At 71.2% G+C, this 16,234-nt stretch carries 8 protein-coding genes and 1 pseudogene; all 9 read right to left on the bottom strand.

Going from position 1 to position 16,234, the window contains the following annotated elements; translation table 11 throughout:
- Positions 1-7: 7 nt before the first annotated feature.
- Positions 8-1,072, bottom strand: coding sequence for a UbiA family prenyltransferase (locus ACGFW5_RS33545; RefSeq protein ID WP_393838111.1), 1,065 nt, complete (start codon positions 1,070-1,072; stop codon positions 8-10).
- 1 nt (position 1,073) lies between these two features.
- Positions 1,074-2,348 (bottom strand): cytochrome P450, encoded by a 1,275-nt coding sequence (locus ACGFW5_RS33540; RefSeq protein WP_393838110.1) that lies wholly within the window; start codon positions 2,346-2,348, stop codon positions 1,074-1,076.
- Between the two features lie 264 nt (positions 2,349-2,612).
- Positions 2,613-3,638: a streptomycin biosynthesis regulator gene (locus ACGFW5_RS33535; protein ID WP_393838109.1), complete on the bottom strand. Its 1,026-nt coding sequence runs from the start codon at positions 3,636-3,638 to the stop codon at positions 2,613-2,615.
- A 93-nt stretch (positions 3,639-3,731) separates the two neighbouring features.
- Positions 3,732-4,517: a thioesterase II family protein gene (locus ACGFW5_RS33530; RefSeq protein WP_393838108.1), complete on the bottom strand. Its 786-nt coding sequence runs from the start codon at positions 4,515-4,517 to the stop codon at positions 3,732-3,734.
- Positions 4,518-4,599: 82 nt separating this feature from the next.
- A pseudogene (locus ACGFW5_RS33525) lies at positions 4,600-5,562 on the bottom strand (hydroxyacid dehydrogenase); the annotation flags it as partial.
- Between the two features lie 71 nt (positions 5,563-5,633).
- Positions 5,634-6,689: a 2,3-diaminopropionate biosynthesis protein SbnB gene (gene sbnB, locus ACGFW5_RS33520; protein ID WP_393838107.1), complete on the bottom strand. Its 1,056-nt coding sequence runs from the start codon at positions 6,687-6,689 to the stop codon at positions 5,634-5,636.
- A 184-nt stretch (positions 6,690-6,873) separates the two neighbouring features.
- Positions 6,874-10,473 (bottom strand): amino acid adenylation domain-containing protein, encoded by a 3,600-nt coding sequence (locus ACGFW5_RS33515; RefSeq protein WP_393838106.1) that lies wholly within the window; start codon positions 10,471-10,473, stop codon positions 6,874-6,876.
- A gap of 556 nt (positions 10,474-11,029) precedes the next feature.
- Positions 11,030-13,111 carry an ABC1 kinase family protein gene (locus ACGFW5_RS33510; RefSeq protein WP_393838105.1) on the bottom strand — a complete coding sequence of 694 codons (2,082 nt, stop codon included), beginning with the start codon at positions 13,109-13,111 and terminating at the stop codon, positions 11,030-11,032.
- A gap of 454 nt (positions 13,112-13,565) precedes the next feature.
- Complete coding sequence (locus ACGFW5_RS33505) at positions 13,566-16,025, bottom strand: alpha/beta fold hydrolase (protein WP_393838125.1); 2,460 nt, start codon at positions 16,023-16,025, stop codon at positions 13,566-13,568.
- Between the last annotated feature and the right edge of the window lie 209 nt (positions 16,026-16,234).

Here is a 16,234-nt window from a genome sequence, read left to right as displayed (position 1 = left end):
GCTCTTCCTACTTTCCGGCGGTCTTGACGGACAGGGCTCCCCAGCGCCCGAGGTGGGCGACGCTCAGTCCCCCGGACCAGTGCAGGCCCTTCGACGCCAGGAGCCAGAAAACGACGCCGGCCGCGAACACGCAGGCGGTCGGGGTTCCCGGAACGGCCACCAGGAGGGCCAGCGCCAGGAAGTAGAACGTGTAGTTGTGCATGACCTCGCGGGCGGCCTCACGGTCCGGCGGCGTCTCGGCGCGGGAGGCCGCGGTGACGACGAGCGCGGAGACGACGACCAGGGGCAGCAGCACCAGCGTGACCACCGGCAGCCCGCCCAGGGCGGCGGACAGCGCGAGCAGCAGGAACGGCAGGCCGATCAGCGTGTAGAGGGCGGCGCCGCGGCCGAACGTGACGAGGGCAAGCCACAGGCTGCTGTAGTTCAGCTCCCGGTCCCCCTCGACGTCGGTGATGTCCTTGATTCCGGCCAGGCCCAGGCTGAACGAGGCGAGGACCGCCGCGACCGGCAGGACGGGGGACGCCAGTGTGTCGCCGTCGCCGTGGATGGCCCACCCGGTGAGCAGCGGCGTGACCATGGGCGTGGTGAGCGCGATCAGGGACAGCACCCGGTGGCGCTTGAAGGCCGGCCCGATGGAGTAGCCGATGGCCACACCCATGTCGATCAGGAGCATGACCGGCAGGGCGATGCCGGGGTGCTGCCACACCAGGGCCGCGCCGATCAGGGCGAACACCGCCCAGGCGCCCACGCAGACCCGCATCAGGCGGGCCCAGCCGAACTCCTCGCACAGACGCGTGCGTTCGGGCCGGTTGATCACGTCGGCCTCACGGTCGGCCAGCCGGTTCAGGGACTCCGTGCCGACGCAGTACGCGACCCACAGGGGCACGCCCAGCAGGGCCCACGTCGGATTCAGCCGGTCGTTGGCCGCGAGGCCCACCGTGAAGCCCACCCAGTAGTAGGCCGTGAACCGGATGCTGCAACTGCGCAGCAGAAGCAGCAGAGCCCGTCCCGTGGCGGGCCGTTCACGGCGGCCCGGGGCCCCGCCGGACGCGGTGGGTGTGTGCGCGCCCATCTCAGCCGGCCCGCTTCTCGACCACCAGCGGGAGCCGGGCGGGGCCTCGCAGTCCCATGCCTGGCTTGTAGGTGATGGTGTCCTCGGCCAGCTGCATCGCGGTGAGGCGTGCGGTCAGCCCGAGCAGCGCTTCCCTGGCCATCATCAGGGCCAGCGGGGCGCCCAGACAGTAGTGGATGCCGCGGCTGAAGGAGAGGTGGCCGCGTCCCGTGCGGTCGATGTCGAAGGTGTCGGGGTCGGTGAAGGCACGTTCGTCGCGGTTGGCCGCGGCCACGAGCAGGATGACCGCGTCGCCCTGCTCGATGTGCCGGCCGTGCAGCTCGACGTCCTGAAGGGCGATGCGCCCCACTTGGTGGGCGGCGGGTTCCATGCGCAGGATCTCGTCGAGCGTGGCGTCCAGGGTCTCCGGCTCGGCGCACAGCCGGGTGTAGGCCCCCGGGTGCCGGGCGAAGATGATGGCGGCGTTGCCCAGCAGGTTGGAGAAGGTCTCCTGGGCGGCGACGACGAGCAGCACACAGGTGGCGGCGATCTCCTGGGTGGTCAGGGCGCTGCCCTCGTCCCGGGCACGGACCAGGGTGGAGATGACGTCGTCGCCGTCGGACGTCGCGCGCCGGGTGGCCAGTTCGACGAAGTACGTCGTGCATGCGGCGACCGCCGCGCGGCGGGCCTTCGCGGCCTCGGGGGACAGCTCCACGTCCAGGTCGAGCAGGCCGGCGATCTCGGCGGACCACTCGGTGAACTGCGCCTGGTCCTCGGCCGGGATGCCCAGCATGGTGCCGAGGACCCGGATCGGCATGGGGGTGGCGAGCCGCTCCATGATGTCGAAGCGTTCGGGCAGATCGCCCAGGAGGTCGGCCACGATGGCGGCGACCGATGCACGCAGGGCGGTGATGGTGGCCGGGGTGAAGGCCTGCGAGACCAGGCCGCGCAGCCGGGTGTGCTCGGGCGGGTCCGTCAGCATGAACAGTTTGGCGTCCCAGTCGTCCAGGCCGAGGCCGAGGAACGGCGGCGGTTCGTCACCGGCCGCGGCCATCACCTGCTCGAAGAACTTGGAGTTGGCGAAGTCCTTGCCCATTCTGCGGTCCCTGAGCAGCATCTCGCAGTCCTCGTAGCGGCTGACCAGCCATGCTCCCAACGGGCCGCGCAGTACGGGGAATTCGTCGCGCAGAACGCGATAGGCGGGGTAGGGGTCGGCCTGGAGGGCCGGGTCGGCCAGGCTGAATGCGGGGTGCCCACCCTCGTCTCCGGATATCGGCGCAGTCTCGATTTCAGTCATTCCGCAAACCTCTCTCGTGGCATCCCGGCAAGCGGCGGGGCCATTCGGGCGGGCATAGTGGGCCAGACAAACAGGCGGGTGAACTCCCCGTCAACGACGGGCAACTGAGGAATGTACGCGGTCGCTCATTCCTTGCGGACGGTCGTGTGCAACCGCGGTGAACGTCCTTTTCGGGACGCTGCGAATGGGCGCGCGAAATCACCCGGCATTCACCTCTGCCGGGAAAGACGCGCGGCTACTGCCCGGAACCGGGCTCGGCGCGGTTCAGGCGACGGGATCCACCACGGTGTCGTGCACGCGATGGGCGAAGCGGTTCCACAGCCGGGCGCATTCCAACGCCATCGCGGACACCATCTGCGCGCGGTGCGGCGGGACCGACCGGGCGACGCGCTCCCAGTCCTGCGGGTCGAGCAGGTGCATCTCCACCATGCGCAGCATCTGGCGGCCGTTGTCGGTCAGCCGCAGCGAGGGGTCCCTGCACAGGCCGCGGAAGACGTCGACCAGGTCCTCGCCCGCCGGGGTTTCGGGCGGCCCGAAGGCGGCCAACACGGGGGCGGCGCCTGCGGGGGCCGGCGCGGCGCCCTCGGTCCGCCGCCCGCCGGGGACGACGTCCTCCCCTCTGCTGAGGCGGGCCCGCACGTCACGGACCGTGCCGGGCGAGACACCCGACTGTTGGGCGACGTGACGCAGCGAGGCATGCGGGGAATCCCGGATGATCCGGGCGGCGATCCGGCGGCCCTCGGCGCAGCTGACCGGGCGGGCCCGGCCGTCCCGCCCGATCCGGGTGGTGACCTCGGCGCCGTCGAGTCTGCGCCGCTGGCTGCCGACGGTCTTCGCGGACAGACCGGTGACCGAGGCGATCGCCCGGTCGGACAGATGCGGGTGCGTGGCGAGGATCCGGCCGGCGGCCGTGGTGCGCTCCGACAGCGAAAGGGGCAGCCCGTGACCGGTGTTGGCCTCGACGGCCAGCACGAACGCGTCCTCGGGTGAACCGTCGAAGAAGCGGGCGGCGATCGTCGTCTGTCCGCGCAGCGACGCGGCACGCACCCGGTACATCCCGTCGACCACCCGCATCGTGGCGGTGTGCACGACGATGGGCGGCAGTTCCGCGTCACCGTCGGCGAGCAGGCGGGTGTACTCGGTCTGTTCGCAGGCGAGTCGTGGCGAATCGGCGACGAGCAGCGACGCCACGTCCACCTGGCGCACCTCTGACAGCCGGGTGACCCCCCATACGTTCGTGCCGCCTGCCTCGCGTGTCGCACGGCGCGGTCCCGCTGCACCGAAGTCCATGTGTGATCTCCCCCTTCGCGACAACCCGCATCGACTCACACCAGACTACAAACCAGACGGCTCATCACCTCGTTGCTTTCAAATCCCCTATGTTCACTTGCCATTCGCGTTCTGTTCCCCATGGGCGGCCGTCCGGGCCAGGTGTTCCGAGACCTCGTCCACCAGCGTGTCGTGCTGTTCGACCAGATAGAAGTGACCGCCGGGCAGCACCCGCAGCCCGAACCCGTGGGGTGCGACGTCACCCCAGGCCGCCATCTCCTGGGGCGAGGTGCCCGGGTCCGCGTCGCCGATCCACGCGTGGACGGGGCAGCCGACCGGGGTGGCCTCGCGCGGCCCGTGGGTGCCCACGACGGTGAAGTCCGCCCGGACCGCGGGCAGGATGAGCTCCTGGACGTCGGGGTCGTCCAGGAGAGCGGTGTCGGTCCCGCCGAGCCTGCGCAGTTCGGCGATCAGCGCCGCGTCCCCCTTGCGGTAGAGGTCGCGGGGGGTCAGCCGGTGGGGGGCCTTGCAGCTGGACACATGGAGGGCGGCGGGCCGCACGGCGTGCCGCTCCTGGAGCCGCAGCGTCACCTCGTAGGCCAGGGAGGCCCCCATGCTGTGGCCGAAGAGTGTGACCGGCAGGTCCGTGAAGGGCAGCAGTGCGGCGGTGACGCGGTCGGCGAGTACGTCCATGCGGTCGATGCACGTGTCGGTCAACCGGTCGTGCCGGCCCGGGTACTTCGCCACCAGGACGTCCGTGCCGCCGCCGAAGGCGTGGCCCCAGGCGTGGTAGAAACCGGCGGAGCCACCGGCGTGCGGCAGCACCACGAGGCGGCGCCGTGGCGTGCCGGTCGCCGGATACCTGCGAAACCATGGGGTGCTTTCGCCGTGGGTCGTCATGCTCGTGCGCACCTCATCGTCCCGCCAGCCCCTCACCGGTGTTCACCCGGGCTCCCGCACCCGCCGCCGCTGCGAGCCGTGCGACGCCGTGGGCGAGGGCCCCGCCGTTGACCGCCTCGGGCACGAAGTGCCCCGCCAGGGCTTGGCGTACGGATGCGGCGACCGCGGTGCCCGCGCGTTCCTGCGCCTCGGCGGTCCCGGCGCCCAGGTGCGGGGTGACGATCACGTTGTCCAGCTCGAAGAGCGGGGAGTCGGTGCAGGGTTCGGTCGCGAAGACGTCGACGGCCGCGCCCGCGACCCGGCCCTCCTTGAGCGCCGCGTACAGCTCGGTCTCGTCCACGATGCCGCCCCGTGCCGCGTTGACGAGGCGGACGCCCGGCTTGACCTTGTGCAGGGCGTCGAATCCGATGAGTCCCGCCGTCTCGCTCGTTCTGGGCAGGTGCACGGTCAGGAAGTCGGCTTCGGCGAGCACGTCGTCGAGCCCCATGACGCGCACACCGCTCTGGGCGGCGTACTCCGGATCGACGTACGGGTCATGGGCGATCAGCCGCATGCCGAAGGCCGCCATGCGGTGTGCCACCAGCGATCCGATGCGTCCCAGGCCGATGATGCCGAGCGTCTTGCCTGCCAGCTCCACCCCGGTGTACTGGGCGCGCTGCCAGCGGCCTTCCTTGAGGGCCGCGCCGGCCTGCGGGATGTTGCGTGCCACCGCGAGCAGGAGGCCCACGGTGAGTTCGGCCGCGCTGACGATGTTGGACGTGGGGGCGTTGACCACCATGACGCCCGCCCGGGTGGCCGCCGCCACGTCCACGTTGTCCAGACCCACCCCGGCCCGGCCGATCACCTTGAGCCGGGTTCCGGCCGCGATCGCCTCCGCGTCCATCCTGGTGGCGCTGCGTATGAGGACGGCGTCCGCCGCGGGCAGCGCCGCGAGCAGCGCCTCGCGGTCGGCGCCCGCGCAGTACCGGATTTCTACGTCCGGTCCCAGCGCGCTGACGGTGGCGGAAGAGAGCTCTTCGGCGATCAGTACGACGGACTTGTCCATGGCTGCGACTCCTGTCTGGGCGGGGGTGGGGCTCGGGTGACGGCGTCGGCGCTCCGGCGCCGCCGGCTGCCTCAGGAGCGCTCGTCCGGGGTGTTCTTGCCGTACCGGTCCAGCTCGTGGAAGAAGCCGTCGATCACGCCCAGCCGGCCGGTGTCCCGCAGCTGGTCGTGGACGTGCCGGCCGAGCGCGATGTCCAGCACGCCGAGACCGAAGGGCGAGAAGACGACGGGACGGTCGGCGGGCAGCTCGACCCGTCCTTCCAGCACGTCGAAGAGGGTCCCGTCGATGAAGTCACGGTTGCCGGTGCGCTGTTCCACGAGGTGCGGGGAGGTGTCCGCCTTCAGGCAGTGCTCGATGTCGTCCACGATGTTCGCGGAGGCCAGCAGGATCTCCGGGGCGAGGTCGCGCAGCGACACGTTCAGGACGAGCGGGTTGTGGTCGAACCCGGCCGGGTCGTGGACGTGCGGGCTGCCGGCGACGGTGGCGAAGACCACCAGGTCGCTCGCCCGGATCAGTTCCTCGGCGGACTCGTGCACCACGACGGGCGCGTCACCGGAACGGCTTCCCAGGTAGTCGGCGAAGGCCCCGGCGTGCTGCTCGGAGAGGTCGTGGACGCCGAGTTCGTCGAAGGTCCAGCCGGTGGCCTGGAGGTAGTGGTGGATGTAGCGGGCGATGAGGCCGGTGCCGATGAAGCCGATCCGGCGCGGACGCCCGCCCCTGCTGAGCCGGTCGGCGGCGAGCGCGGCCGACGCGGCGGTCCTCGACGCGCTGATGATGGAGCTTTCCAGGCAGGCGAAGGGGTAGCCGGTGGCGTGGTCGTTGAGGATCAGGACCGCCGAAGCGCGCGGGATGCCGGCCGCGACGTTCTCCGGGAAGCTGGAGATCCACTTCAGGCCGTCGGTGGGCCGGTCACCGCCGACGGACGCGGGCAGCGCGATGATGCGCGAGCTCGGCCGGTCGGGAAAGCGCAGGAAGTACGAGGGCGGGTTGACCGAGTCGCCCCGGCCGTGCAGCCGGTAGACGTCCTCGATCAGGTCCACGACCTGCTTCTCGTTGCCGGTGAGCACGTCGGCCACCTGGGCGCCGCTGATCACGGCGAAGGGCGGTACGAGAGGTTCGGGGGACATGACGGACTCCATCTGTCGGACTGTGAGTGGTGCGTACGGATTGGTGCGCGGTGCGGGCGCTGCGGGGGGGCGCGGACATGGGGTCGGCCCACCACCGGCGGCCGGGGAGGGCCGGCCGCCGACGGTGGGCGCGGGGACGCCGCCGGGGGCGTCGGCTCCCCGCGCATGGCCCGGCAGCGGGCGGTCAGGTGGCGGCGGAGCCCGGGAGGCCGACGACCGGGTCGCCGAGGACGGGGTCACCGAGGACCGGGTCGCCGAGGACGACCGCGATCTCGCGGTCGCCCCGGTAGGGCTCCCGGCTGTGGGCCATCCGGAGGTTGTCGACGATCAACAGGTCACCGTCGCGCCAGGGTTCGCGGAGCGTGTGCTTCTCGTAGGCGCTGTTGATGGTGAGCACCGTGTCCTCGTCGAGCGGCGCGCCGTCGCCGTAGAGGCTGTTGAAGGGGAGGCCGTCGTCGCCGAACTCGAAGGTCAGGTACTCCCTGATGACCGGGTCGAGGGTCCACTCGTTGAGGAAGGCGATCTGGTTGACCCAGCCGCGGCGCCCGGTGACGGGGTGGCGCCGCACGGCGGCGGCCCGCTGCGTCGTGCGCAGAGCGCCGTCGGCCTGCCAGGCGTACGTGATGCCCCGGGCGTCGCAGTACTCCTCGACGGCCGCGCGGTCCTCGGTGCCGAAGGCGTCGGCCAGGGTGACCCCGAGGGTCGCCCGGTAGTTGCGTACGAGCGACCAGCCTTCCCGCTCGAAGCGGTCGACGAGGTGGGCGGGGAGCGCGTCCAGGACGTCGTGTGCGTCGGCGACGGCCGTCACACCGCCGGATGCGGGCGCCTTGAGCGCGGCGAACAGAAGCGTGCCGGGGACCTCGCGGGCGTAACTCAGCTCGTGGTGCATGCACATCGGCTGGTCGGCGGGCCATTCGGAGGACGAGTGGACGCCGTCGGCGAGGACCTGGCGCGGGGCGAAGCCTTCGCGTTCGGTCATGATCCGGTCCAGGTAGGCCCGGCCGAAGCGGGAGACGGTGTCCGCGTCGCGCAGGGCGAGACCTCGCACCAGCACGGCTCCGTGTTCCGTCACGGTGGCGCGCAGCCGTGCCCGGTGCTCGGCGGCCCATGCGGCCGGGTCGGCCGGGGTGCTGCCGAGTTCGAGTACGGCGGGCCGGTCGCCGATGCGTGTCACGTCGAACGGCTCGACCCGCGCCGCGGTGAGCCCAACTTCCTTGTCCCGCACGGCTATTGCTGCCTCCTCGTCCACGACTTCCGACCTCGGGGAGTTTATGCCTGAAGCAGCGTCCGGGCCCGCGCCGGGCTCGGTCGGAGCGGCGCCGGGAGCGGCGCCCCGACGCGGGGCGGAGCCGTCGGCCCGTCCGGGGGCGGGCCCGTCGGCCGGCGGGAGAAGGCCGGCCAGCTCGTGGAGCGTGGGGTGGGCGATCACGTCGCCCAGCGAAAAGGCCCGGCCCATCCGTAGGACGAGCCGCACCGCCGAGAGCGAAGTGCCGCCCTTCTCATAGAAGTTGTCGTCGCGCCCGACCTGACCGGCGGGCAGCCCGAGGACCGCCTCCCAGGCCTCGGCCAGCCGTCGTTCGGCGTCCGTGCGCGGCGCCTCGTGCTGCCGGGCCGCCTCTCGCTCGGCCAGTTCCGACGCGAGCGCGACCAGGGCGCGCTTGTCGGTCTTGCCGTTGGGGGTGAGCGGCAGGACGTCCAGGCGCTCGATCCGGCCCGGCACCATGTACGCGGGGAGCGCCCGCGCGAGGCGTTCGCGCAGCGTGTCGGCTGATTCGTCGGAGCCGGTCTGGAAGCCGACCAGGTGGCGGCCCCGGTCGGGGCTCTCCACGACCACGACGGCGCCGTCGCGGACCCCGGGCAGCTTCAGGAGCTGGTTCTCGATCTCACCGATCTCGATCCGGAAGCCACGGATCTTGATCTGTGCGTCGCGCCGTCCCAGGTATTCGAGCGACCCTCCGGGCAGCCTGCGGCCGAAGTCGCCGGACCGGTAGAGACGGTGACCCGGCCGGTGCGGGTCCTCGCCGAACGCCTGCGCAGTGCGCTCGGGATCGTTGACATAGCCCCGGCCCACGCAGACACCCGAGAAGACGATCTCTCCGGGGGCGCCGAGCGGTACCGGCCGCAGCTCGTCGTCGACGACGTAGACGCTGACGTTGCGGACCGGCGGGCCGAGCGGAACGGAGTCCCACACCGGCACCGAGGTCATCACCTCGTGGTTGGTGTCGTCACAGGTCTCGGTGAGTCCGTAGGCGTTCATCAGGGCGATGTCCGGGAACCGGGCGAACCACCGTACGGTCAGCTCCTTCTTCAGGGCCTCCCCGGTGACCGATACGCAGCGCAGCGCGGGGAGTTGCCGGGGGCTGGTCTCCAGGCGTGCGAGCACGACCTCCAGGTAGGAGGGGACGGCCTGGAGCACACAGACACCGCCGTGCTCCACCGCGTCGAGATACCGGTCGACATCGAGGATCGTGTCCTGCTCGATGATCAGCGTACGGCCGCCGACGACCAGGGCCGCGACGAGCTGCCACAGCGAGATGTCGAAGGACTGCGGCGCGGTCTGCGCCACCACCTGTCCCTCGCCGATGCCCTGGTCCTCGATCTTGGCGTAGAGGTGGTTGACGAAACCGGCGTGCTCGCACATGGCGCCCTTGGGCTCTCCGGTGGAGCCCGAGGTGAAGTACAGGTAGGCGAGTTGGCCGGCCGCGACGGGCACGCCGGGGTTGTCGTCGCCCCGGTCCTCGGCGCAGGCGTCCGCGACGGTGAGGAGTTCGAGGCCCGGTGCGGCCGCCTGCTCCAGGTGCCCCGGGCCGCCGGGCTCGGTGAGGACGATCGCGCAGCCGCTGCGTTCCAGGGTGCGGGCCATCCGGTCGGCCGGGGCGTGCGGCTCGATGGGCAGATAGGCGGCGCCGGCCTTGAAGACGCCGATGACGGCCGCCAGCCAGTCGAGGGTGCGCTCGGTGACCACCGCCACCACCGCCTCCGCCGCCACGTTCCTGGCGAGCAGGGCGTGGGCGATGCGGTTGGCGCGGGCGTTGAGCTCGGCGTACGTCAGGCTCTCACCGGCCTGCACGGCGGCGGTCCGCGTCGGCCCGAGCGCGACCTGCTCCTCGAACAGCTCGTGGAAGCGACGATCGGGGATGGGCCGCTCGGCGCCGGCGAGATCGTGGATCTGGTACTGGAACTCGGCGTCGGACAGCAGGCCGTGGGCGCGGCTCGCGGCGTCGGGTCCGTCCGCCATCCGTTCGAGCGCCGTCACGTAGTAGCCGGCGATCCGGTCGGCGGCCTCGGCGTCCAGGACGTCGGTGCGGTGGCGCAGGAGTACGGCCGGGCCTTCGGGTCCGTAACGCAGGGTGGTGGTCAGGACGGTGTCCGGCGCGGGCTCCGCGCAGGGGCCGTCGATGTGCCCGAGGTCGAGCACGGTCTCGAAGGCGCCGTCGGCGGGCCGGGCCGCCGCCTGCTCGGAAGCGGCCAGCAGCTCGCGCCAGGTTTCGTCGTGCAGGGCGAAGGCCCGGGGGCGCGGTTCGGTGTCCGGTGCGGCGGCCGGCGGGAGATAACCGGACACGAGGGCGCGCTCACCGCTGAGCGCGGACAGCACCGCGGTGTGCGCCGCGACGAGGGCCGCCTCCCACCCGGTCGCCGAACGCCGGGACAGCAGCCTGATCCGTGCGGCAAGCCGTACGGGGATCTGCCGGGTGAGGGTGGCGTGTTCGGCTTGTTCCGCGGGGACGGTGCCCGGCGGGACCCACCGCGGAATCAGCCGCTGGGGTGCTCCAGTGATCGTCATCGCTCTCTCCTGTGTGGCCGGTCGGCTGAGGTCGGGAGCGCGGGGGCGCGAGGTCGAAGTCCTGCCGTGCGACCGGCCGCCGGCCGGCCGGGCCCGAAGAAGTGGCCGTCCGTGGTGCCGACGGATGTGAGCCTCCGTCGACCGGCGAGTTCTTCGGACCCGACTGCCCGATAATGACGGCGGATTTCTTTTCCATCCACCGCCTCCCGACCGACCTTAAGCATCGGGCAACGCATTCGACAAGGGATTACGGAACGCGGTTCGGCCCGCAATTCAAGGAATTGGATATGGGAAATCGAATGACGTGTTGCGCGGCCGGCCGCCCCGCTCGACGGGTCCCGCGCGGGCCCCGGCGTCATGTCGACACGGGCCACCGGAAGCCCCTTGGTGAACCGCGCGCGGCCTGATCAGGGGGCCTGAACAGGAGCCTGAACAAGGACCCGAACAGGGGCCTGAACAGGGGCCTGGGGAGCGCCTGGTGGCCCGGCCGCGGCATAGGAAGATTCTGGGCCACGCGCCACGCGCCACGCGCCACGCGCCACGGCTACGGCTACGGCTACGGACTCCGGCGCATCGCCGTGTACAGGGCCCGCAGCATGAGGATCGCGCTGACCGCCAGCAGGTGGTAGCCCAACAGCGGGTAGAGCTCCAGCTGTTCGGTGACATGCGGCCCGCGGCGGGTGCCGAACACCGCCAGCATGACCCCCATCAGGCCCGTACAGGCCGCGAGCAGCGTGACGGTCAGCTGGTGGAGCAGGTCAGTGACGAAACGCCGCTCCCGCTCGTCCGCGAGGAAACGGACCCGTACGCCGAGGCGCCCCTCCTCAAGGGCCGAGCTGATGCGTTCGACGCGGCGGGGCAGCCGGCGCAGCATCGGCAGTACGGAAAGGAGCTCGTGCGCCGCGTTCTGCGCGAAAGACGGCAGGCCTGGCAGCTCGAAGCCTTCGCCCGAGCCGTCCTCCCGTGGCCGCTTCCGCTTGCGGAACCGCATGTCCTCGGTGACCATCTCGACGGCGAAGGCACGTGCCTCCTCCAGCAAATTGAACCCGGGGGCAAGCTCGGCCAGGCTCCCCTCGACCGTGGCGAGCGCGCGGAACACGGCGGCGATCTCCGGCGGCACGGCGAGGCCGAACCGGGACAGCATCCGGAAGAGGGCGGTGAAGGTCTCGGAGTCGGGCTGCGCGCCCGTCCCCAGGTGCTGGGCCATGAAACGCCCGAGTTCCCGCTCAAGGACCAGCGGGTCTGGCATCAATTCCTCGTTCATCGTGGCCCGGGTGCCCAGCAGGGTCAGCAGCGCGTCGTGCAGCCTGGCCGGGTCGCCGCGTTCGACGGACACCAGCAGTTCCTGGATGGCGACGCGCACCGGCGGCCCGATGCGGCCGACCGACCCGAAGTCGATCAGACCGATCCGCCCGTCGTCGAGCAGCAGCATGTTCCCCGGGTGCGGGTCGGCGTGGAAGACGCCCGCCCGCAGGATCTGATGGAGCATCGTCGACAGGATGGTCTTGGCCAGGGCCTCCCGGTCCAGGCCCTTCTTCCGGGCGACGGCCGGCGCCCGGTCGAGCGTGACCCCTTCCAGCCACTCCTGTACGAGGACCCGGGCCGATGTGTACGCGCGGTACACCTGCGGGACGCGTACCGGCGCATCGGGCTCGAACCCTCCGCAGGCCAGGGCGACGGCGCCCGAGTTGCGGGCCTCGACACGGAAGTCCAGTTCCTCGCGGAGGGACTGCGCGAAGCCGTCGCCCAGCTCGCGCAGCCCCAGGGAGCGCGCGGAGCGGGCCCGGGCCTCCACGCCCCGGGTCAGGGCGAGCACGATGTCGAGGTCGCGCTCCACCATCTCCCGTATGCCGGGGCGCTGGACCTTGACGACGACGGTCGGACCGCCGTGCAGGCGCGCCCGGTGTACCTGGGCTATGGAGGCGGCGGCGAGCGGCACATGCTCGAACCATTCGAAGATCTCCTCCACCGGCTTGCCCAGATCTTCCCTGAGCAGCGCCTCGACCTCGGGCCAGGGGGCCGGGGGCACGCTGCTCTGCAACCGGCTGAGCTCGTCGATGAAGTGGGCCGGCAGGAGGTCCCGGCGGGTGGAGAGGACCTGGCCCAGCTTGACGAGCACTCCCCCGCACTCCTCCAGCGCGGTCCGCAGCGACCTGGCGGACTGTTCGCCGAACGCTCCCGGGCTCATCGCACGCTCCAGGCGGGCGCGGCTGCGCAGCAGCCGGCCGAGACCGTTGCGCATGAGGATGCGGCTGATCTGCGAGTAGCGGCGGGCCCGTCGGAACCGTGCGCCGATCCCGCGCAGCAGTTGCAGGGGAAGCGCCCAACTGCCGTGCGGGACAAAGACATCGGCGAGCACGATCGTGATCATCGCGGCGAAGAGGGACAGGGCGATCTGGACCGCGGTGAGCACTCCGCGGCTGCCCTGCTCGGGCACCATCTGCCCGAAGGCCGAAAGCGTTCCCAGCGCCACCAGGCCCGCCAGCAGGGCGCGCACCGGACCGATCACGATCCCGAGCAGTTTCCGGGACGCCGACCGGACACCGAGGAAGACGCCCCCGAGTGTGACTGCGGTCGTCAGCACGATGACGACCGTCAGAGCGGGGCCATCGAGTCCGACGGCGGCCGGTACGGTCATGAAGAGACTCCCTCGGTATGTCGCGGGCCACCCTAGGCCGGGTGGGGGCGCGTTCCGAGGGACGTGTCAGCTACATGCAGGGACGGGCCCGCACCGGGGTGGGCCGGACCCGGGGCGCGGTGGGGGCGGGGCGCCTTCCGGCGCGAGGGGATGCCACTTCCTGCCAACAGTCACCGTCTCGCGCCCGGCCCCGCGCGGTGGTGGCGTACGAGCAGCGGGGATGCGGCGGACGACCCGCAGGGATGCGGCGTACGGCCCGCAGGGACGCGGCGTACGGCCCGCAGGGACGCGACGCGGCGCCCGGCCGGCGGGGATGCGGCGGACGACCCGCAGGGATGCGGCGTACGGCCCGCCCTCTGCGCGAAGGGCCCGCGGCAAGGTGGTGTCGGGCCGGGGTTCCGGCCGTCGTGTCACCCCGCTGCGGGCCCAGTCAATCAGCGTTCCGGCGTGCCGGTCACCCCTCGGACGAAGGTCCCGCCAGCCGTTCGCCGAGTGCTTCCCCGATCAGTTTCAGCGGCTCGGGCCGCATCATCTCGTCGTGGGTGCAGTCCAGTTCGCGTACGTCCATCTTCTCGGTGAGGGCGGTTGACCACAGTTCGACGTCGAGAGCGCTCTGCGGACGCTCCCTGACCGCCCGGAAGAACAGCGCTTCGCCGTCGAAGGTCCCGGGCGTGTGAGCGGCGTCGATCATCATGTTGTTCCGGGTCACCCGGCCGGCCCGCGCCAGGCTCTCGGCGTCGAAGTTGCCGAACAGTCCGCCCCGCTCTCCCAGCAGCTCCATAGCGGCGTTCTGGGTCAGCGGCCCCGCCACCGGATCGGGTTCGGCTCCCGCGTACTTCAGCAGGGCGTCGAGCAGCTGCTGGTCCGAAGGCGCCGAGACCGCACCGCCCGGCTCCGCCGGATAGGCGTCGAGCATGGCCAGCAGTTCCACCTTCTCGCCCGCCCGCTGGAGCTGGACGGCCATGGCGTGTGCCACCACGCCGCCGAACGACCAGCCGAGCAGATGGTACGGGCCGGACGGCTGGACCGAACGGACGTGGGCCACATACTCGGCGGCCATCTCCTCAAGGGTGTGCGGCAGTTGCTCGTCGGACCCCATCCCCCGGGCCTGGAGCACGTGGATCGGGTGCTCGGCCGCCACCTCGCGCAGCAGCCCGGCATAGGACCAGCCGAGGCCGCTCACGGGGTGCACGCAGAACAACGGTGCACCCGAGCCCGCCTTGCGCAGGGGCATCAGGACGTCGAAGACGCCGTCCTGGGTGTCCCCGTCGAGCTGAAGGGCCAGTTCGGCGACGGTCGGCGCCTCGAAGAGCGCCCGGATCGGCAGCCGCACACCGAACACGGACCGCACCTTGGCCAGCAGCTTGACGATCATCAGGGAGTGGCCGCCGAGGTCGAAGAAGTTGTCGTCCACCCCCACACTCGGCAGACCCAACGCCTCCGCGAACAGCGCGCACAGGAGCTCTTCCCGTGCGTTGCGGCTCGCCCTGCTGCCCGTGGAACCGCCGACGGTCGCGGTACCGGCCGCATCGGATTCGGGGGAAGCCAGCCGCGCGGGCCGTCCGTCGATCTCCGGTACGTCGATGCTGCTCATGGGAGCCAACGGATCGGCCACCATCGCTTCGAGCACCCGCAGCAGCCGCTGCGCGAGCCCTTGCGCCGTGGAGCGGTCGAAGAGGTCGAGGCTGAAGCCCACGGTGCCGGTCAACGCGGTGCGGGACTCGCCGTCGCCACCACCGTCGCCACCACCCTTGCCGTCGCGCTCGCGCTCGCCCTCGCTCTTGCCTGCACCCTCGTACTCGTACTCGTCGAAGATGAAGGACAGGTCGAACTTGGCTGCGTCCATGGGCACTTGGAAGGGACGCGCTTCGATGCCGGGCAGGTCGATGGCGGCCCCGGAGACGTTCTGGAACTCCATGGTGACCTGGAAGAGGGGGTGCCGGGACAGCGACCGGTCGGGGTTGACGACCTCGACAAGCCGCTCGAACGGCACGTCCTGGTTGGCATACGCTGCCAGGTCGCCCTCACGAACCCGCGCGATGAGCTCCGCGACCTTCGGATCACCCGAGACATCGGCGCGCAGAACCAGTGTGTTGATGAAGAACCCGATCAGCGGATCCAGCGCTTCGTCGGTACGGCCGGCGACGGACGTGCCGAGGACGATGTCGTCTCCTGCGCCCAGCCGGCTCAGCAGCATCGCCAACGCGCTCTGGACGACCATGAACACGCTGGCCTGCGAACCCCGCGCCAGCACGGCCAGTCCTCTGTAGAGCTCAGGGTCGATGCTGAAGGTGACGGTGTCACCCCGGTAGGTGGAGACCGCGGGACGGGAACGGTCCACCGGCAACGCCAGCTCCTGCGGAGCACCGGCCAACCGCTCACGCCAGTACGCCAGTTGAGCGGCAATCGCACTGTCCGGATCATCCTCCGAACCCAGCACATCACGCTGCCACAACGTGTAATCCGCATACTGCACGGCCAACGGCTCCCACTGCGGAGCCCGACCACCGGCCCGCGCCGCATACGCCACCGAAAAGTCCCCCGCCAACGGAGCAACCGACCAGCCATCACCCGCGATGTGATGCAGCACGAACAGCAACACGAACTCATTGCCCGGCAGATCGAACAACGTCGCCCGCAGCGGAGCATCCACCGACAGATCGAACCCGCGACCCGCCTCAGCAGCCAGCGCCCCGATCAGCGAGGAGTCATCGACCGCGACCACCGGCACATCGACATCCACATCGACAACCACCTGGCACGGCTCACCATCCCCGGCCTCCGGGAACACCGTCCGCAGGCTCTCATGACGGGACACCACGTCGTCCAGGGCGGCGCGGACCACCTCGGGATCGACGGCGCCGGTCAGACGCAGCGCGCCAGGAATGTTGTACGCGGACGACCCCGGCTCCATCCGGTTGAGGAACCACAGACGACGCTGCGCGAACGACAACGGAACCACCTCAGGCCGCTCCACCGCCCTCAACGCCCTGCGCGCACCAGGCGAACCCGACACCCGCAACGCCAGCTCCGCCACCGTCGGCGCCTCGAACAACGCCCGAATCGCCACCTCCGTACCGAACGACGACCTCACCCGCGACACCAACCGCGTCGCCAACAACG

This window comes from Streptomyces sp. NPDC048416, assembly GCF_043200435.1.
Classification (GTDB): domain Bacteria; phylum Actinomycetota; class Actinomycetes; order Streptomycetales; family Streptomycetaceae; genus Streptomyces.
The sequence above is the reverse complement of the archived record's forward strand: the minus strand, read 5'-3'. Positions and strand labels throughout refer to the sequence as shown.